Here is a 16590-nt window from a genome sequence, read left to right as displayed (position 1 = left end):
CGGCTTTGCCCTCGATATCGGGCGCACCACGGTCGGCGCCAAGGGGAGGGCGCACTAGACGGGGCGGCTCGCCGGTGGCCGGGAAGGGGCTGCGGTCAGGATTTCGGGACGTCGGGCATCGCCGTTGCCGTGGCTTCGCCCGGCAGTGTCCCTTCGGTCGGAGTGCCGTGCGGCGACGAAGTGGCGGCCTCGATCGTCTCCGCCCAGATGACGATCTCGACGGTTGCGCCGTAGCGTCTGCGCGAAATCATGATTCGATTGCAAGAACAAGTAATAATCGTTTTTGCATAATATATAATTGAAATAGATTAAAATTGTATGCAACTTTCATTCGCTTCTGTTGTCGAAGGAAATATTTTTATTCTGCTGTATCGTGGTGAGAATGTAGAGCGCATCGTACAGTCATGGGAGATGATCCGATGAATGATGGCGTGAGCTCCGACAAGCCGTCGACGGAACGCTCTTGGGCGACGGAGTTCACGTCATGGTTTAGGGCACTTGGCGTCGTCGAGGAACTGAGGTCGATCGACTACCCGATGAACCGCGTTCTCGGCGACGTTGCGGGGACGACGGTGGGGCTGGCCGGTCTGTACGGTCTGGCTCACCTCGCCCCGAACGGCTGTGCCTATACCCCGTTCCGATCGACCGGTTCGAGCTGCGTGATGGCGAGCGAGAGCCCTCTCCTCTTCCTCTTGTCGATCGGCGGGATGGGCCTTGCTGTGAGCGCTTTGCTGTTCGTCTTCTTCCGCGACGATCCCTGACGTTCGACGCGACGAGCCTCGGGTCGTGACGGAGCCCGCCACGATGCCGGTCAATGCGAGATGCTCCGCATGCAGCCGTCGGCGATCGTTTTGATCGTCTGCCTCTTCTCATGAGCACTGAGCTTGCCCTACGGTTGCGATGGTGAGGCAGAGCGAATCGAGATGGCGCCATGGCAGAATTCGGTCGAACGAACGGCAGCGCCGAAGACATCGACCTTGCCTTCCAGAGCCGGGAGATTGCGCGGCTACGGGAAAAGCTGCTGGATCTCACGCGCCGCAACGGGCTCCTGAATTTTCGTCATTCGCGCGGAGGTGCCTTCGTCCGGGTCGTCGACGAACTGCCGGACGGGCTGCTCGAAACTCTGCAGAACGGCGAGATGGGCTTCGAGCCGCTGCCGGACCCGGAGTCCGAGCCTGCCGACGAACGCACCGAGACGTTCCAGAACGCCATGGCGATCGGCCGGCTGACCGATGAGACCTATCTCACGGCGACGGCAGAACTCGGTGAGGCGGAGGCCGACACCGAACGGCTTGCAGAAGCGGACGAGGCGCTGCGCCATCGGGTGCGGGCCTCGCTCGGCCTTCCCAAGCTCGACGGCGGCAAGAAGCTCGATATCGCCGAGCTTGCCCGGGCGAACGGCTTCGACCCGAGCTTCGACCTTCGCCGGCCGCCGCACCGCGACGCCGAGCTCGATGGCATCACGCCCGCCCATCTCGACGACGACCGGATCCGCATCCTCCTCACGAGGTCGCAGGCGGAACGGCGCCTGAGGACGATCTTCGATCGCAACCGGACGCTCGAAAACGAGACCGGCATCCACACGCTGCAGATCGCCTTCGGCTTCATCGAATGGGCCGATCCGAAACAACCTTCGGCCGGGCCCTACCATGCCCCGCTGCTGACGATGCCGCTCAATCTGAGGCGCAAGATCGTCGGCGGCAACTATCATTTCTGGGCGAGCGCGCCGGAGGGCGAGCTGTTGGTCAACCTCGCGCTCGTCGAGCTGTTGAAGCGCGACCACGGTGTCGCCCTCCCTGCCGTGGGCGAAGACGAGACGCCGGAGGTCTATTTCGCCCGACTCGCGCCGGCGCTGGAGGCGGCGAAGTTCCTCGAGCTCCGGCGTTTCGTGACGATCGCGATCTTTCCGTTTCCGCGCATGGGACTATGGGCCGATCTCGACGAGACGATCTGGCCGGAGGACGGGCTGCGCCGGCATGCCGGGCTTGCCAGGCTGCTTGGCGGCCTGTCGAGCGAAGGGGCGGCCGGAACCTTCGGCGTCGACCATCCGATCGAGGACGAGGCCTGGGCGGGACGGGTACCGCCGCTGGTCATGCCGGCGGACGTGTCCCAGCATTCCGCCATCCTCGACGCGATGGAGGGCAAGGACCTCGTCGTCGAGGGGCCGCCGGGAACCGGCAAGAGCCAGACCATCGCCAACCTGATCGCCGCCGCAATAGGGGCGGGACGACGCGTTCTCTTCCTCGCCGAAAAGCGCACCGCGCTCGAAGCGGTGGCGAAGCGCCTCAACGAGCGGGGCCTCGGCCCGACGCTCCTGGAACTCCATTCGGAGAAGACCTCGAAGCCGGAGGTGATGGCCTCGCTCGCCGCGGCCGTCCATAACGGCGAGACCAAGCCGGCGCGCCTCCCCGGACTGCGGGCGGAACAGCGGCACGAGGGCAAGCTCCTGCGCGACTACCATTCGGCCCTTCAGACGAAGCCCGATGGTCACGAACGCACCACCTGGCAGCTGATCTGGAAGGAAACCGCTCTGCGCCGGGCGCTTGCCGGCCAGATGGCCGAGACGATCCTGCCGAAACACGTCGCTGGCGTCGATCTTTCCGACGAAGCGGTGTTTCGGCAGACGTCGGACACGCTGAGGGAGCTCGCCAGGGCCGCCGAGACCGTCGAGGAGCGCCTGGGCGGGTTGCAGGCGAGCCCCTGGCATGCGGCGCGGGGCCTTCCCGTCCAGCCGCACGCGCAGGAAACCCTGCTGCGCGAGCTTTCCGAACTGCGGCAAGGGCCGCTCGCCGCCGTGGAGGAGGCGCTGGCGCGCATCGGCCAGGCCGTCGACGGTGCGGCCTTGAACGCAATGTCGTCCGGCGATCTGGTGCGGCTCTGCGATGCGTTGACGAGCCTCGTTCTCGCCGACGACGACCGGCTGGCCGCGGCCGCCTTCGAAGACCGCCTGGGCGAGGAAACGCTCGCTGCGGCGGCAGAACTGGCGAGCATTCAGGCGCGGCGCTCTGCACTCGTCGACGGCATGATCTTCGACGAAGCGGCACTGGAGCCGCTGCAGCAGCAACTGGCGGCGATCGGTTTCAACCGGGTCTCGATCGACGATCTGGATCGAAAGGCCCGCGGTTTCATCGACGACGCGGCGCGGTTCGACGCCGTCGCCGAGCGGTTCCGAGACCGGTTTTCAGGCTTCGGCACGGATTTTCCGTCGACCCCCGCAGGCGTCGAGACGATCGCAGGGCTTGGGGCGATCGGCCGTCGCTATCCGGCCCGCGCCTGGGACCTCCAGATCTTCGTGGCGAACAACCGGCGGCGGGAGCATCTGGAGGAACTCGCCGGCCGCTCGCGAACCGTGAAGGAGCGGCTGAGAGGATTGGCCACCGAGATCGATCTTGGCCGCGCCGCGGCGCATTCTTCGACCGATCTGCGAATGATCGGCGATACTGTGGGCGAGTCCGGGCTGTTCGGGCGGCTGTTCGGCGGCGCGTTCAAGCGCGCCTTGTCGGAAGCCCGCGCCATCGCCCGGGGCACGGAGGATCGCGAGCGGCTGCGCAGTCTGCTGCACGAGGCGGCCGCGACGAGCGACGAATGGGAGGCCATCCAGATCGACGAGGAGGGCAGGGCGGCTTTCGGCGAGGACTGGCAGGGCCCGGAGACCGGCTTTGCCGTGCTGGACGACGCTGCCGCCTGCCTCGAGGAGGTGGGGGCGTTCCTGCATCGCCGCGACGAAGGTCATCGCATCCGGGCGGCGTTGCAGATCGGCGCGGCGCAGTTCGAAACCGAGCTTCTGTCGGACACCGAGGCCAGGCTCGTCGAACGGGCGACGAAAGACAACCCCCTGGCATCACTCGCGCAGGGCCTGCGCCGGCGAGCGGAGGAATTCCAGGCCCTTGCCACCGAGGGCCGACGAATCGGCATCAGGCCGTCGGCGCCGGTCCTCGACGGCGACGTCCGGCTCGCCGACCGGCTGGCGGACTTTTCCCGGCAGGCCAGGGTGGCTCTTGCCGCGGTTCCTCCCGAAAGCCGGGAGGTGATGGCGATGGCCGCCGCCAACCTTGCGGAGGCCCGGGCCGCGGCCGACCTCGCAGGGGCGCCGATCCTCGCGAAGTTCTTCGGCGCCGAACCCGCATCGAACGGTGCGGCGCGTCTCGCCGAGGTTCGCGCCCTCCAATCCGGCGCCGAGGCTCTCGCCGGGCGGCTGCCGACGTTGGAAGCGACGAGCTCCGCGATGCGCGAGCGTCTCGGCGAACGCTTCGTGCCGATTGCCACGGACGCACGCATCGCGAGCCGGGTTGGCGAGCTACGCAAGGCGCTCGAAGACGGTGAGGGACTGCGCCTTCACGCCAATCTGGAGCGTTATCTCGACCAGGCGTCCGCTACGGGTGTCCTGCCACTCTACGAGACGCAGATCGATGCGGGAAAACCTGTCTCGGCGCTTGCCGACATCCTGGCGCTCTTGCGTTGCGAGCAGGCCCTGGAGGCAACGTTCCAGGATCCCGCCTCGCCGATCCGGCAATCGACCACCGGCCGGCTGGACACGGCGCGCGGCCGCTTCGGCCAGGCGGAGGTCGAACTCTACCGGCTCGAGGCGGACAACGTCCTGGCGAGTGCCAGGGAGCGGCTGAAGACGGCGCCCTGGGGCAACGACTCCGGCCCCGTCGGCACCCATACGAACCTCGCGCTGATCAATCGTGAGATGGCCAAGCAGAAGCGCCACATTCCGATCCGCCAGCTGATCGAGCGGGCCGGCAGCGCGTTGCAGGCGCTGAAGCCGGTGTTGATGATGAGTCCGCATGCGCTGGCGCAATACGCCCCGCCGGGTACACTCGAATTCGACCTCGTCGTCATCGACGAAGCTTCGCAGATGAAGCCGGAATTTTCCGTCGGAGCGCTGGCGAGGGGCGGGCAATACGTCATCGTCGGCGACCAGAAGCAGCTGCCGCCGACGGACTTCTTCGCCGCCCAGAGCGACGGCGACGGGGATGGCGATGAGGAGGCCGGCGCTGCCGATCTCGCCGAGAGCGTCCTCGATCTCGCCGCCTCGCGCATCCCGCACAAGCGGCGGCTGCGCTGGCACTATCGCTCGCAGCACCCGGCGCTGATCGCCTTTTCGAACCGGGAGTTCTACGACCGCGAACTGGTGATCTTCCCCGCCGCCTCCGAGAGCGAATCATCGGGCGTGCGCTGCGTGGATGTGGACGGCATCTATCAGGCGAACGTCAATCCGCAGGAAGCCGAGACGGCGATCGAGGAGGCGCGCAGGCTGATCTACAAGGCCGCCGAGGACGGCGCCGACCTGTCGCTCGGCATCGCCACGATGAACCTCAAGCAGCGCGATCTCATCAACGCCGAATTCGAGCGCCTTGCGGCGAGCGACCCGATCGTGCGCGCCTATGTCGAGCGTTGGGAAAAGACCGTCGAGCCGGTCTTCGTCAAGAACCTCGAAAACGTCCAGGGTGACGAGCGCGACGTCATCATCATCTCGACCCTGTTCGGGCCGGCCGAACGCGGCGCGCGGGTGAAGCAGAACTTCGGCGCGATCAACCGCGGCGCCGGTCATCGGCGTTTAAACGTCCTGTTCACCCGGGCCAAGCGGGCGATGATCATCGTCACCTCGCTGAAGACCGGCGACGTCGTGCCGACGCCGTCCTCCTCGCGCGGGGTGCAGGTCTTCAAGGGCTTTCTCGACTATGCCCGCGGCGGCGCGGTCTATGACGACGCCGAGGCGCGAGATGCGGAGAGCCCGTTCGAGGAATTCGTCGCCGAGAAGCTCGCCGCGGCCGGCTACGACGTCGTCCATCAGATCGGCGTCGAGGGGTTCCGCATCGATCTCGCCGTCCGTCATCCGGACGATCCGTCGGTCTTCATCGCCGGCATCGAATGCGACGGGGCGCCGTTTCACGTCGGCCTGACCATCCGCGATCGCGACGTCATCCGCCAGAAGGTGCTGGAAGGGCTCGGCTGGTCGATCTGGCGGATCTGGTCGACGGACTGGTACAACGATCCGGACGGTGAGGCGGAAAAGCTCGTCGGCTTCCTCGGTCGGCGGAAAGCCTATCTGGACTCGACTCGCCCCGCCCGCAGCGAGCCCGTTGGCGTCGGCGCTACGCAGCCGCTCGTGGACGCGCCGGGAGCAGAACAGCCTGGTCCGGCACCTGGACCAAACGAGCCCGCGGACGAGATTTCAGACAAGCAAGCATCTTCCTCGGCAGAGGCGACGGACGAAGCGCCAAGCGTCGAAAAAGCCGGGGAAGCGCCGCAAGTCGCTTCCGTCCCTCGGCCTGAAATCGCGCCCGAGCAGGAGGCCGAGCCGGCATTGCCAGTGTCGGCAGAAGAGCGGCCCTCTCCGCCTGTCGCGCCGCCGCCGCGCGGCCGGCACATTCGCCGCAATCACCTCGACGTCTACGAAGTGCTGCCCGGCCTGTTCGAGGTTCGTCGGGAGGGGATGGTGATCGGCGAGGTCGAGCGCCAGTCGGGCGTCGGGGTCGACCGGCGGCTGACGGCGGGGACCGCGCCGTCGCTGCCGCGCTTTCGCGGGACGCGCGAGGGTAGCGAGGTGACCTTCACGACGACGGACATCTACGAGGCTTTCGACCGGCTGGACCGAGAAACGTCTGCCGAATTGGCCGCCCAGTAAATCGAAGCGCCGGCGCATCGCGGAACCGCCGCTCCATCGTCGGAGCGGCTCCGCTCATCGTCGACGCGCAAGGCCGACCGATCGCACGCCAATGCTCATTCAGGGGCGGCGCGCCGCACCGCTGACGCATCGTCGGCGGGGCCTGCCGGATGGCACCCGCTCCGGCCTGGATCAGCCGTGTCCCTTGCGGGCCTTGCGGGCGGCATAGCGCTCGTCGCGGGCGGCCTTGCGGGCAGCTTCGTCCTCGACCATGCGGTTGATCAGCTTGTTTTCCTCGGCCTGTTTGGCGGCCTGCTCGGCTGCCTCGCGCTCGGCGTTCTCGCGGGCGAGCTTCTCGGCTTCGGCGCGCTTTGCAGCCTCGCGCTCCTCGCGCGCAGCGACGACGGCGGCGCGCTCGGCACGGCGGGCTTCGGCGGCCGGATCGTTCTGTTTGGCTTTCACCTTCTCCAGGAGCGCAGCCTTGGCATCCTTTGCCGCCGCGCGCCGCTCGACGAAATCCGCATCCTTGCTCTTCAAGCTTGTCTTACCAATCGTGTTTGGAGGAAGCCGGAACTCTCCGGCAATCGCCTCTCGCCTACGCGCTCACAGCCGCCACTTCAAGCCGGGAGATGGCCCGGATCAAGAAGAATTGCACCAAAGCACCAGGGCTCGCCCGAAAATGGACGCCGATTCTGCTGGGGCCCAGGGACGTCAGGCGGCGCGGTCCAGCTCCCTCGCGATCGCCTCGATGAGGGCCGTGTCGTCCCCCGCCATGCCGTCCATCGAGGCCATGCGCGCCATGACGATGGCGGCGATCTTCTCTTCGACCGTGCCTTCGGCATAAGTGTAGTAGATGACCGCCCGCTGCCCGTCGCGGTGGCAGCGCCCCTCGATCTGCTGCAGCTGGATCGCGCTGTGGCGCATGTCGTGGACGACGAGCGAGCGCTCCCGGTCGCCGCCCGGCATCTCGCCGCGATGAAGCGAGATCGACTCCGTCACCGTGAAGACCACCGCGTCGAGCTGGCCGGTCTGGAAGGCGACGCGCGTCGCCTCGTTGGCCTCGCCGGTCTGGCCGCCATTGATCTCGCCGACGCGCCAGCCATTGCCGCGCAGGCTCTCGGCCAGCATCGCACCGGTTTCGAGAAAGGCGACGGACACCGCCACCTGCTGACCGTTGCCGAGAAGATCGCCTGTAAAATCGGTCGTTCCCTTCACCCGAATCAGGCTGGCCTTCTGGCGGAAGCGCAGGTCCGCGGCCCATCCCGTCGGCCGCCTGGTCGATCCGCCGGCAAGGCCGAGCTCCCGGCGAAACTCCCGCCAGGTCGCCTCGTAGAGACGCTCGGCGGAAGCGTCGAGCGCCGTCGGCGCCAGTTCCCGTTGCACTTCGGGCCAGCCGGATATCTGTTCCGGCCGCCGGCGCATGCCGATCGCGTCGGCGCCCTTGTAGAGAAGCTGCGACATGACCTGCCGGTCGGCTTCGTTCGGCTCCCAGCTCCAGTTCTTCCAGCGGCCCTTGGCGCGGCCGATCTTCAGCCGCTTCATCAGCGCGCGGAACTCGTCCATGTCGCCGGACGATCCACCTGTTGCAACGGCGAGGAGCCGGCCGAGATAGGACAATTCGTGCGGCGACTGGCCGGCCGTGGCGCTCATGTAGATGGTGAAATCGGCGGCGGCCGCCAGATGGCGGCAGACCTGACCCTGCTGCGAGGCCGGATTGCGGATGCGATGGCTCTCGTCGACGACGACCAGCGGCCAGCGCCGTTTCAGCGTCCCGAGCCTGGCGAGCTCGTTGTTCTTCGCCCGCGTCGAGCGCCGGTTGCTGGTGGGCGGCGGCGCCATCAGCGCCTTGGTGCGCTCGAAATTGAGGATGGTGACGTCCTTGCCGGTCGAAGGAGAGCCGGCGATGGTGCGCCGCCATTGCGGGATCGCGCCCTTCGGGCAGACGATCAGCACCTCCTCGTCCGGCATGGCGCTGATGGCGCTCCAGGCCGACAGGGTCTTGCCGAGCCCGGTGAGGTCGCCCAGCAGGAAGCCCGGCCGCCCGCTCCGCCGCGCCGCGATGATCGCTTCGCGCGCCTCGACCTGGTGGGGGCGCGGGTGGAAGACGGGTGCCGCGGCGGGGGCGGGATCTTTCTGGGGCAAGGCTTCTCTCGGTCGCGGGCGATTCGCGGCCGACCTATACCGGATGTCCAGCGGCAGTGTGGAATGCGATCGCGTGCCCCCGTCTCATTCGACGGGCTTTGGCAGATGCGCCGCGGCCGGATCGTTCGGCGGCCCGTCGATCCGGACGGTGGATGCGCCGGCTACAGGCTTCCGGTGGCGCCCCAGAAGAAGAACGCGATCAGGGCGAGCGTCATCACCACGCCGGCCAGTTCGGGCCACCAGCCGAATTCGTAGGTTTCCGGCTCCTCGTCGCTGGTTTTCATGGCATCTCTCCTATTGGCCCAGCGAGGGCAGCCAGAGGGCGATCTGCGGGAAGGCGATGACCAGCCCCAGGGCAATCAGCTGCAAGCCGATGAAGGGTAGCACGGCGGCGAAGATCTCCTGCAAAGTGACGTCCTTCGGCGCGACGCTCTTCAGGTAGAAACAGGCCGGACCGAAGGGCGGCGAGAGCATGTAGATCTGGATGTTCATCGCAAAGAGGATGCCGAACCACACCGGGTCGTAGCCGAGCTGGTTCACCACCGGCGCGAAGACCGGCACGGTGATGAAGACGATGGCGATCCAGTCCATGAAGGTGCCGAGCACGACGATGATCGCCATCATGATCAGGATCACCACGATCGGCGCGACGTCCAGGCCGGTCAGCAATCCCCGCAGGAAGGCGGTGCCGCCCATCAGGTTGTAGATGCCGACGAGGCTGACTGCGCCGACCACCAGCCAGATGATCGAAGCCGTGGTGACGACCGTGGACCAGAGCGCGTCGCGCATCCCCTCGACCGTCAGTTCGCGCCTCAGCATGGCGACGAGGATCGCACCGGCGGCACCCACGGCAGCCGATTCGGTGACCGTGGCGATGCCGGTATAGATCGTCCCGAGAACGCCGCCGATGAGGATGAAGGGCAGGATCAGGCCCTTCAGGTGCAACAGCCGACGATGGACGGGAAGCCGCGTTTCGGGAAGGTCGAGAGCCGGGCCCATCGCCGGGTTGATCCGGCAGCGCAGAACCACGTAGCCGACATAGAGCATCGCCAAGAGCAGGCCCGGCAGCAGCCCGGCGGAGAACAGCGCCTTGATCGACACGCCGGCTTCCGCCCCGTAGACGATCAACACGACCGAAGGCGGGATCATCGTCGCCAGCGACCCAGAGGCTGCGATCGCCCCGATCGACAGCTTGCGGTCATAGCCGAGCGCGAACATCTGCGGCAACGCGATGAGGCCGAGCAGCACGATCTCGCCGCCGACGATCCCGCTCATCGCCGCGAGGATCACCGAGACGAAGACGGTCTGCACCGCAACGCCGCCGCGCATCTGGCCCGCCAGGATCGCCATCGATCGGAACAGCTCCCGCGCCACCCCGCCGCGTTCCAGGATGTTGGCCATGAGGATGAAGAACGGCACCGCGATCATCGTCTCCTTGACGAAGACGTGCAGCACGTTGCTGGACACCAGGATCAGTCCCGGCGCGCCGAACTTCGCCAGCGCCAGCACCACGGAGACGAGAAGTGTGGTGGCGCCGAGCGGTACGCCCGCCGCCATCAGGGCGAAGAGGGCGAGGATGATGACGAGGGTGAGGTACTCGATGCCCATGGCTCAGCCCCGGCCGTGCTCGGGCATGTCGAGCGGGCGATCGCTCAGTCCCTCGTCATGCTGGGCGCTGCCGGGCCCTCCGACGAGATTGGCCAGGAGTTGCAGGAAATACAGCGCCAGCGCGACGAGGATCATGGCTTTCAGATAGCTCGGAAACGGCGGGTTGAACGCGCTGCCCGAGCGTTCGAGATGGTTCAACGTCCGCGTGAAGGGGGTGTAGCTCGCCCAGAACAGGCCGGCCACGGCCAGCATGCTGGCGACGACGGCTGCGGTCCGCATCGCCTGCCAGACGCGCTGCCCGACGAGGATCTCCATCACCGTCACCGTGATGTGGCGGTGTTGCTGCGTGACGGCCCCGACGGAGAGCATCCAGGCGGTCGCGCAGAGGGCCATCACCAGTTCCGGCGTCCAGACGGTCGGGCTGTCGAAAACGTAGCGCGCGAAGATCTCGAACAGCGAGATCAGGATCGCGGCGAGATAGAAGACCCCGCAGGCCTTTCCCAGAAAGCCGCTGACCCGGCCCATTCCGGCCGCATAGCGTGCGCCGAGCCCCATGACGATCATCCTCCCCCCATGCATGAATGGCCGGGACGCACCGGCAAGGCGCGTCCCGGACGATCGGCCTTACTGGATCAGCCCGATCTCGCGCATGTAGGCGAGCTGGGACTTCAGCGCGGCTTCGGCCTCGGGCGACTGGGCAGCCGTCTCCTCCCAGGCTTTCTGGGCGATCGCGCGGAAGGCGTCGCGATCCTTCTGCGCCCAGTCGATCACCTCGATGTCCGGGTTTTGCTTGTCGCGCTCGACGAGCTTCAGGTCTTCCTCGTTCAGGGCCTTGGCGAGGTCGGCATAGGCCTCGTAGAACCAGCTCGTCAGGCCCTTCTGCGCCTCGGGGCTGAGCGACTGCCAGGTCTCCTCGGAAACCGTGAACTGGTGCACGGCCATCGAGTGAATGCCGGGGAACAGCGGGTAGGGCGCGATCTCGTTGAAGCCGTTCTGGTCGTTGTTGACGTAGGCGGATGCGTCGGAAGCGTCGACGATGCCCTTCTCCAGCGCGGTGAAGACCTCGGCGAAAGGAATGTTGACCGGGCTCGCGCCGGCGGCCCGGAAGACCGTCGCGGCCATGCCTTCGGGCGAGCGGATCTTCTTGCCCTTCAGGTCTTCCAGCGTCCGGATCGGCACCCGCGCGACCAGCGCCTCCTTCGACACCGCCCCGCAGCCGACGACGTGGATCAGGTTAGGAAACTGGGTGTTCCACAGCTCCTGCAGCGCCTCGGCGCCGCCGCCCTCGCGGCAGTAGTCCTGGATCTGCTGCGGCGTGTCGTAGCCGGCGATCAGGTCGCCGAGAATGGCGAAGGCGGGGTTGCGCCCGGAGAAATAGGCGATCGAGGTGAGATCGCCGCCGAGAACGCCCGCGGCGATCGTATCCGGGGTCTCGGTGCTCGGAACCACCGAATTGATCGGCAGGAACTCGATCGAGACTTCGCCACCGGTCATCTCCGAGATCTTCGGCGCCCAGTTCTCGTTGATGTACTTGAACGAATAGCCGCCCGACTGCGTGGACGTCTGCACGCTCAGGGCCGTCTGTGCATGGGCGGCGCCCGCCGAGGCCGCGAGCGCCAGCGTGACGGCTCCGGTCGATAGAAATCGCATGGTCATTTTCCTCCGCATGGTCTTCGGGCACGCCCAGCCTGCCCGACGATGGGCGAACGATATCCGTGACAATGCGTTTGTCAATGCATGCATTAAATTATTTGACGACGCATTCACTGTGCTGCTATCTCTTGATGCAGCGTATGGAGGGCCAGGATGGTGTCTGCAAAGGCTAGCCGCGTCGACGACGCCTATGCCCGGCTGAAAGCCGACATTCTTCACGCCCGGATTCCGCCCGGGCACGTCGCGACCGAGCCCGAGATCGCGTTGCGCATGGGGATGAGCCGTACGCCCATCCGCGAGACGCTGATCCGTCTGGAGGCCGAGGGGCTGGTGGAGCTGATCCCGCGCCGCGGCGCCCGCATCCTGCCGATCAGCGCGTCGGCGATGCGCGAGATCTACGACATCCTCACCTCGCTCGAGCCCGACGCCGCCGCTCGCGTCGCGCTTGCCCGGCACTCGGCCGAGACGCTGCAGCCGCTGCACGACGCGACGTCGGACATGGAAGCGGCGCTGGAACGGGGCGATCTCGACGCATGGGCGGAGGCGGACGAGCGTTTCCACCGCCAGTTGATGGCTCTGACCGGCAACCGGCGGCTCCAGCAGATCGTCGCCCAGCTCAACGACCAGGCCCACCGCGCGCGGATCATCACGGTGCGCCTGCGCGAACCGCCAGTGCGCTCCACCGTCGAGCACCGCGCCATCCTCGACGCGCTGCTGGCCGGCGACGGCCCCCTGACGCGGACGCTGTTTCGCGAGCATCGCGAACGGGCGGCGCAGGAACTGCTCGCCATCCTCGAAAATCTTCGGCTGACCCAGCTCTGACGCCGAACCCGGGAAGACAGATGAGAAGACCAGAAATCGCAGTGATCAAGGGCGACGGCATCGGTGTCGACGTCACCGATGCGACGCTCGCCGTCGTCGATGCCGCCTGTGCGGCGGCCGGTGCCGAGACCCCGTCCTATGTCGAGATCGGCGCCGGCGCCGGCCACTACGCCGCCCATGGGCGCGACATCGAGGAGGGCGGCGAAGAAAGGGCCGGCGAGGCCGACGCGATCTTTCTCGGCGCGATCGGGTTGCCGAGCGTGCGCCATCGCGACGGCACCGAGATCTCGCCGCATCTGCGCCTGCGCGACCGCTACGGCCTCTATGCCGGAGTCCGCCCGATCAAGGCCTATCCGAACGCACCGCAGCGGCTTGCCGATCCCCGTGCCGCCGGGATCGACATGGTGGTGCTGCGCGAATCGACCGAAGGGCTCTTCTACTCCGCCGCCGTGCATGGCCGCAGCGAGGTGATCGGCGACAGCGAGGTGCGCGAGACGCTGCGGGTCAGCCGCGCCACCACCGAGAAGCTGCACGCCTTCGCCTTCCGCCTCGCCCGCAAGCGGCGCGAGCGCGGCAAGCGCGGCCGCGTCACCTGCGTCGACAAGGCCAACGTCTTCACCGCCATGGCGTTCTTCCGCAAGATCTTCGACGAGGTGAAGGCCGATTTTCCCGACGTCGAGACCGGCTACAACTATGTCGACGCCATGGCTCTCGACATGGTTCGGCGCCCCTGGGAATTCGACGTGATGGTGATGGAGAACATGTTCGGCGACATCCTGTCGGATCTCGGCGGCGGGCTCGTCGGCGGGATGGGCATGGCCGCCTGTGCCGAGATCGGCGATACGACCGGCCTGTTCCAGCCCGCCCATGGCAGCGCGCCGGACATCATGGGCGAGGACAAGGCCAACCCCTTGGCCGCGATCCTCTCCGGAGCCTTGATGCTGGAATATCTCGGCGAGACGCTGGACCAGCCGCAACTCGCCGCGGCGGCGGAGCGGATCGAGGCTGCAGTCGAAGCGGGCTTTGCGGCCAATCGCCTTCGCCCGATGGAGTTCGGCGGCGACATGGGCACCCGGGCGATCACCGACGCCGTCCTTGCCGGCCTCGACATGGCCGCGGAGGCGCGCTGATGTCCCGCACCGGAATGCTCGTCGTATTGGTGGAACTGGAGATCGCGGCCGAGCGCATGGAGGAATTCCTCGTCCACATGCGCGAGCAGGCCCGAAACTCGCTGACGCGCGAGCCGGATTGCCACGTCTTCGACATCGCCCGCGACGGGACGAGGCTGACGCTCTACGAGGTCTACACCGATGCATCGGCCTTCCAACGGCATCTGGAGAGCGAGCATTTCCTTGCCTTCGATGCCGCGACACAGCCGATGACGCTCGCCAAGCACGTCCGCAAGTTCGAGCTCGTTTGAGGACCGGTTCGCGCCGCCCTTCGCCGCTTCGCGAGGGAGGTGCGGCGCGGCTCAGGCCCAGAGATCGAGGATGCGCTGGCCATCGATCGCATCGAAGTCGGCGACGTTGCGGGTCACCAATGTGAGGCCATGGGCGAGAGCCGTCGCGGCGATGAGCGCGTCATTTGTCGGACGACGGTCCGGAACATGGAGTGGAGCGCAGCGGAGGACCACCTGTTGCGTCACCGGCAGGATCTGAGCGGCGTCGAGCTCCGCGCGTCGAGATCGTAGCCATTGCCGAAGCTCGGCGCCTTGGCGAGGATCGCGTCGCTCCATGGATCTGACGCCGATCTCAAGTTCCATGAGCGTGATGACGGAAACATATGTCTTGCGGAGCGCCAGCGATCGTATGGCGCCGGCAACGTGATCAGCAAGCGCCCACGGCTTGCGGGCTGCCGAAATCACGTTGGTATCGAGAAGATACAAGGCGGCGCTCAATCGAAGTCGCCTTCGCGCGGCACGCTCCTGTCTCTCGGTGGATCGAAATCAAAGTCCGCTTCTGGCCGCCTATCGGCGAAAAACTCGAGCACCGAGACGCGATTTCCCCGCAGCCTCTCATACTCGGCATAGCTCATCAGGACATGGGTCGGGCGACCGCGATCGGTGACCACGACCGGACTTTCCTCGGCGGCCCGCTTGGCGGCGGAGAGCTTCTGGTTGAACATCCGCGCGTTCATCTTATGTTCGTGAAACGTCATCGACCTGCTCCGATGTAGTCTCGAGGCGGCATTTGTTACTCCGTCTGGCGGTTCGCGGCAATTCGCGTGTGCGATGAGGGTTTCGTCGAAATGTTCAACGCCCGCCTTGCCTTCCCTGCCGATTTCGAGGGCTGGCGGGCGACCGCGCGGACGGCTCTGGCGCTCGGGTTGCCGCCGGAAGAGATGAGTTTCACGATCGGCGACGCGGCGGCCGGCCTGTTCGCCGAGCCTTTGCCCGAGCCGCCGGAAAACGCCTTGCAGCCGACGGTGCCGAAGGCCTTTCCGGAGCTTGCCCGCAAGCTCGTCTGCCATGCCGACGACGACCGCTTCGTCTTCGCCTATCGCCTGCTGTGGCGGTTGCAAAGCGAGAAGAAGCTCCTGGAGATCGCTGCCGACAAGGACGTTCTGAGGGCCACCGAAATGGAAAAGGCGGTGCGCCGCGACAGCCACAAGATGAAGGCCTTCGTGCGATTTCGCGAGATCGAGGACGGCGAGCTCGGCCGCCATTCCGTCGCCTGGTTCGAGCCCTTCCACCACACGGTGGAACTCACCGCGCCGTTCTTCGCCCGGCGCTTCGCCGGCATGATCTGGACCATTTTGACACCGGAGCGCACGGCCCACTGGAACGGCGAGGAACTGTCCTTTCTGCCCGGCGCCACCCGCGACATGGCCCCGGGCGACGACGACATGGAGGCGCTGTGGCTGACCTATTACGCCTCGATCTTCAATCCGGCGCGGCTGAAGGTGAAGGCGATGGTCGCCGAGATGCCGAAGAAATACTGGGCGAACATGCCGGAGACCGCGCTGGTCAAGCCGCTGATCGCCGGCGCCGAGGCGGCGACGCGCCGCATGCTGGAAACCCAGCCGACGCTGCCGAGTTTGCGGGACGAGAGGTTGAAGGAGCGTCGCGCCATGACACTGCCCCGCATGGAAAAGACCCCGGAGGTCGGTCCCGGCCTCGGCTATAACAAGGTGCCGGACACGATCGAAGAAGCCCGCGAGCAGGCGGCCCATTGCACGGCCTGTCCACTCTGGGAGCCGGCGACCCAGACGGTGTTCGGCAAGGGGCCGGAAAATGCGCCGGTGATCTTCGTCGGCGAGCAGCCGGGCGACCAGGAAGACATCGCCGGCGAACCCTTCGTCGGGCCGGCGGGCAAGGTGTTCGACCAGGCGCTGGCGGCGGCGGGCATCGACCGCTCCCAAGCCTATGTCACCAATGCGGTCAAGCACTTCAAGTTCGAGCCGCGCGGCAAGCGCCGCATCCACGCCAAGCCGAACATGAGCGAGATCAAGGTCTGCCGCTGGTGGCTCGACCAGGAGCGGGCGCTGATCGCCCCGAAGCTGATCGTCGCATTGGGCGCGACGGCGGCTCAGGCTGTGCTCGGCAAGACCGTGACGATCAAGGCGACGCGCTCGCAGCTGATCGACCTCGACGAGAAGACGCAGCTTTTGGTGACCGTCCACCCGTCTTATATCCTGCGCCTGCCTGATCAGGCGGCGAAGGACCGGGAGACGATAGCGTTTCAGGCGGATATGGCGCTGGTGCTGGAGACGGTGCCGGAACTGGCGGTGGGGTGAGGGAGCTCTTCGCGGAA

The 16590-nt window shown here is 66.7% G+C and carries 15 protein-coding genes; 6 read left to right on the top strand and 9 right to left on the bottom strand.

Translation table 11 applies throughout. The features are described from left to right. Nucleotides 1-95: 95 nt before the first annotated feature. Complete coding sequence (locus GTK09_RS16635; protein ID WP_163464565.1) at nucleotides 96-251, bottom strand: hypothetical protein; 156 nt, start codon at nucleotides 249-251, stop codon at nucleotides 96-98. A gap of 168 nt (nucleotides 252-419) precedes the next feature. On the opposite strand from GTK09_RS16635, the gene GTK09_RS16630 reads away from it, so the two are divergent. Beyond that, nucleotides 420-761, top strand: coding sequence for a hypothetical protein (locus GTK09_RS16630; RefSeq protein ID WP_163464563.1), 342 nt, complete (start codon nucleotides 420-422; stop codon nucleotides 759-761). Nucleotides 762-931: 170 nt separating this feature from the next. After that, nucleotides 932-6634 (top strand): PDDEXK-like endonuclease domain-containing protein, encoded by a 5703-nt coding sequence (locus tag GTK09_RS16625; RefSeq protein WP_163464562.1) that lies wholly within the window; start codon nucleotides 932-934, stop codon nucleotides 6632-6634. A gap of 171 nt (nucleotides 6635-6805) precedes the next feature. Here GTK09_RS16625 and GTK09_RS16620 read toward each other — a convergent pair whose 3' ends face one another. The 6 genes from GTK09_RS16620 to dctP all read right to left on the bottom strand — a co-directional run bounded on the left by GTK09_RS16620 (nucleotide 6806) and on the right by dctP (nucleotide 12013). Further along, nucleotides 6806-7150 carry a DUF6481 family protein gene (locus GTK09_RS16620; RefSeq protein ID WP_163464560.1) on the bottom strand — a complete coding sequence of 115 codons (345 nt, stop codon included), beginning with the start codon at nucleotides 7148-7150 and terminating at the stop codon, nucleotides 6806-6808. Between the two features lie 174 nt (nucleotides 7151-7324). Next, nucleotides 7325-8755, bottom strand: a complete 1431-nt coding sequence (locus tag GTK09_RS16615) for an SNF2-related protein (RefSeq protein WP_163464558.1) — start codon at nucleotides 8753-8755, stop codon at nucleotides 7325-7327. Between the two features lie 161 nt (nucleotides 8756-8916). Next, the gene (locus tag GTK09_RS27840) at nucleotides 8917-9039 is read right to left on the bottom strand and encodes a hypothetical protein (protein ID WP_281353401.1); all 123 of its coding nucleotides are present in this window, start codon (nucleotides 9037-9039) and stop codon (nucleotides 8917-8919) included. Between the two features lie 10 nt (nucleotides 9040-9049). Beyond that, the gene (locus GTK09_RS16610; protein ID WP_163464556.1) at nucleotides 9050-10363 is read right to left on the bottom strand and encodes a TRAP transporter large permease; all 1314 of its coding nucleotides are present in this window, start codon (nucleotides 10361-10363) and stop codon (nucleotides 9050-9052) included. Nucleotides 10364-10366: 3 nt separating this feature from the next. Next, entirely contained in the window at nucleotides 10367-10918 is a 552-nt protein-coding gene (locus tag GTK09_RS16605) for a TRAP transporter small permease subunit (protein WP_163464554.1), read from the bottom strand. Nucleotides 10919-10987: 69 nt separating this feature from the next. Beyond that, nucleotides 10988-12013, bottom strand: coding sequence for a TRAP transporter substrate-binding protein DctP (gene dctP, locus GTK09_RS16600; RefSeq protein ID WP_203561077.1), 1026 nt, complete (start codon nucleotides 12011-12013; stop codon nucleotides 10988-10990). Nucleotides 12014-12169: 156 nt separating this feature from the next. On the opposite strand from dctP, the gene GTK09_RS16595 reads away from it, so the two are divergent. From GTK09_RS16595 to GTK09_RS16585, 3 genes are read left to right on the top strand one after another with little or no spacing between them, the layout of a single operon-like run. Beyond that, a complete protein-coding gene (locus GTK09_RS16595) occupies nucleotides 12170-12838 on the top strand; it encodes a GntR family transcriptional regulator (RefSeq protein WP_163464550.1) in 669 nt (222 codons plus the stop codon). A 20-nt stretch (nucleotides 12839-12858) separates the two neighbouring features. Further along, nucleotides 12859-13968, top strand: a complete 1110-nt coding sequence (locus tag GTK09_RS16590; RefSeq protein WP_163464548.1) for an isocitrate/isopropylmalate family dehydrogenase — start codon at nucleotides 12859-12861, stop codon at nucleotides 13966-13968. Beyond that, the gene (locus tag GTK09_RS16585; RefSeq protein WP_203561076.1) at nucleotides 13968-14258 is read left to right on the top strand and encodes a putative quinol monooxygenase; all 291 of its coding nucleotides are present in this window, start codon (nucleotides 13968-13970) and stop codon (nucleotides 14256-14258) included. The genes GTK09_RS16590 and GTK09_RS16585 overlap by 1 nt, the downstream gene beginning before the upstream one ends. Before the next feature lie 51 nt (nucleotides 14259-14309). Here the strand turns inward: GTK09_RS16585 and GTK09_RS16580 are convergent, their stop codons facing one another. Further along, a complete protein-coding gene (locus tag GTK09_RS16580) occupies nucleotides 14310-14735 on the bottom strand; it encodes a type II toxin-antitoxin system VapC family toxin (protein WP_246217955.1) in 426 nt (141 codons plus the stop codon). Further along, complete coding sequence (locus tag GTK09_RS16575; protein WP_246217954.1) at nucleotides 14732-14995, bottom strand: type II toxin-antitoxin system Phd/YefM family antitoxin; 264 nt, start codon at nucleotides 14993-14995, stop codon at nucleotides 14732-14734. The genes GTK09_RS16580 and GTK09_RS16575 overlap by 4 nt, the downstream gene beginning before the upstream one ends. A 90-nt stretch (nucleotides 14996-15085) precedes the next feature. Here GTK09_RS16575 and GTK09_RS16570 point away from each other — a divergent pair, with 90 nt between their 5' ends. Next, nucleotides 15086-16573, top strand: a complete 1488-nt coding sequence (locus tag GTK09_RS16570) for a UdgX family uracil-DNA binding protein (RefSeq protein WP_163464547.1) — start codon at nucleotides 15086-15088, stop codon at nucleotides 16571-16573. Nucleotides 16574-16590: the final 17 nt, after the last annotated feature.

It is taken from the genome of Jiella pacifica, from assembly GCF_010500815.1.
Classification (GTDB): Bacteria; Pseudomonadota; Alphaproteobacteria; order Rhizobiales; family Rhizobiaceae; genus Jiella; species Jiella pacifica.
This window is presented reverse-complemented; position numbering and strand designations above follow the sequence as displayed.

What these genes read in the sequence shown, in the direction of transcription:
- GTK09_RS16635 (WP_163464565.1), bottom strand. Translation starts at nt 251, where the DNA reads ATGATTTCGCGCAGACGCTACGGCGCAACCGTCGAGATCGTCATCTGG.
- GTK09_RS16630 (WP_163464563.1), top strand. Translation starts at nt 420, where the DNA reads ATGAATGATGGCGTGAGCTCCGACAAGCCGTCGACGGAACGCTCTTGG.
- GTK09_RS16625 (WP_163464562.1), top strand. Translation starts at nt 932, where the DNA reads ATGGCAGAATTCGGTCGAACGAACGGCAGCGCCGAAGACATCGACCTT.
- GTK09_RS27840 (WP_281353401.1), bottom strand. Translation starts at nt 9,039, where the DNA reads ATGAAAACCAGCGACGAGGAGCCGGAAACCTACGAATTCGGCTGGTGG.
- GTK09_RS16610 (WP_163464556.1), bottom strand. Translation starts at nt 10,363, where the DNA reads ATGGGCATCGAGTACCTCACCCTCGTCATCATCCTCGCCCTCTTCGCC.
- GTK09_RS16605 (WP_163464554.1), bottom strand. Translation starts at nt 10,918, where the DNA reads ATGGGGCTCGGCGCACGCTATGCGGCCGGAATGGGCCGGGTCAGCGGC.
- dctP (WP_203561077.1), bottom strand. Translation starts at nt 12,013, where the DNA reads ATGCGATTTCTATCGACCGGAGCCGTCACGCTGGCGCTCGCGGCCTCG.
- GTK09_RS16595 (WP_163464550.1), top strand. Translation starts at nt 12,170, where the DNA reads ATGGTGTCTGCAAAGGCTAGCCGCGTCGACGACGCCTATGCCCGGCTG.
- GTK09_RS16590 (WP_163464548.1), top strand. Translation starts at nt 12,859, where the DNA reads ATGAGAAGACCAGAAATCGCAGTGATCAAGGGCGACGGCATCGGTGTC.
- GTK09_RS16585 (WP_203561076.1), top strand. Translation starts at nt 13,968, where the DNA reads ATGTCCCGCACCGGAATGCTCGTCGTATTGGTGGAACTGGAGATCGCG.
- GTK09_RS16575 (WP_246217954.1), bottom strand. Translation starts at nt 14,995, where the DNA reads ATGACGTTTCACGAACATAAGATGAACGCGCGGATGTTCAACCAGAAG.
- GTK09_RS16570 (WP_163464547.1), top strand. Translation starts at nt 15,086, where the DNA reads ATGTTCAACGCCCGCCTTGCCTTCCCTGCCGATTTCGAGGGCTGGCGG.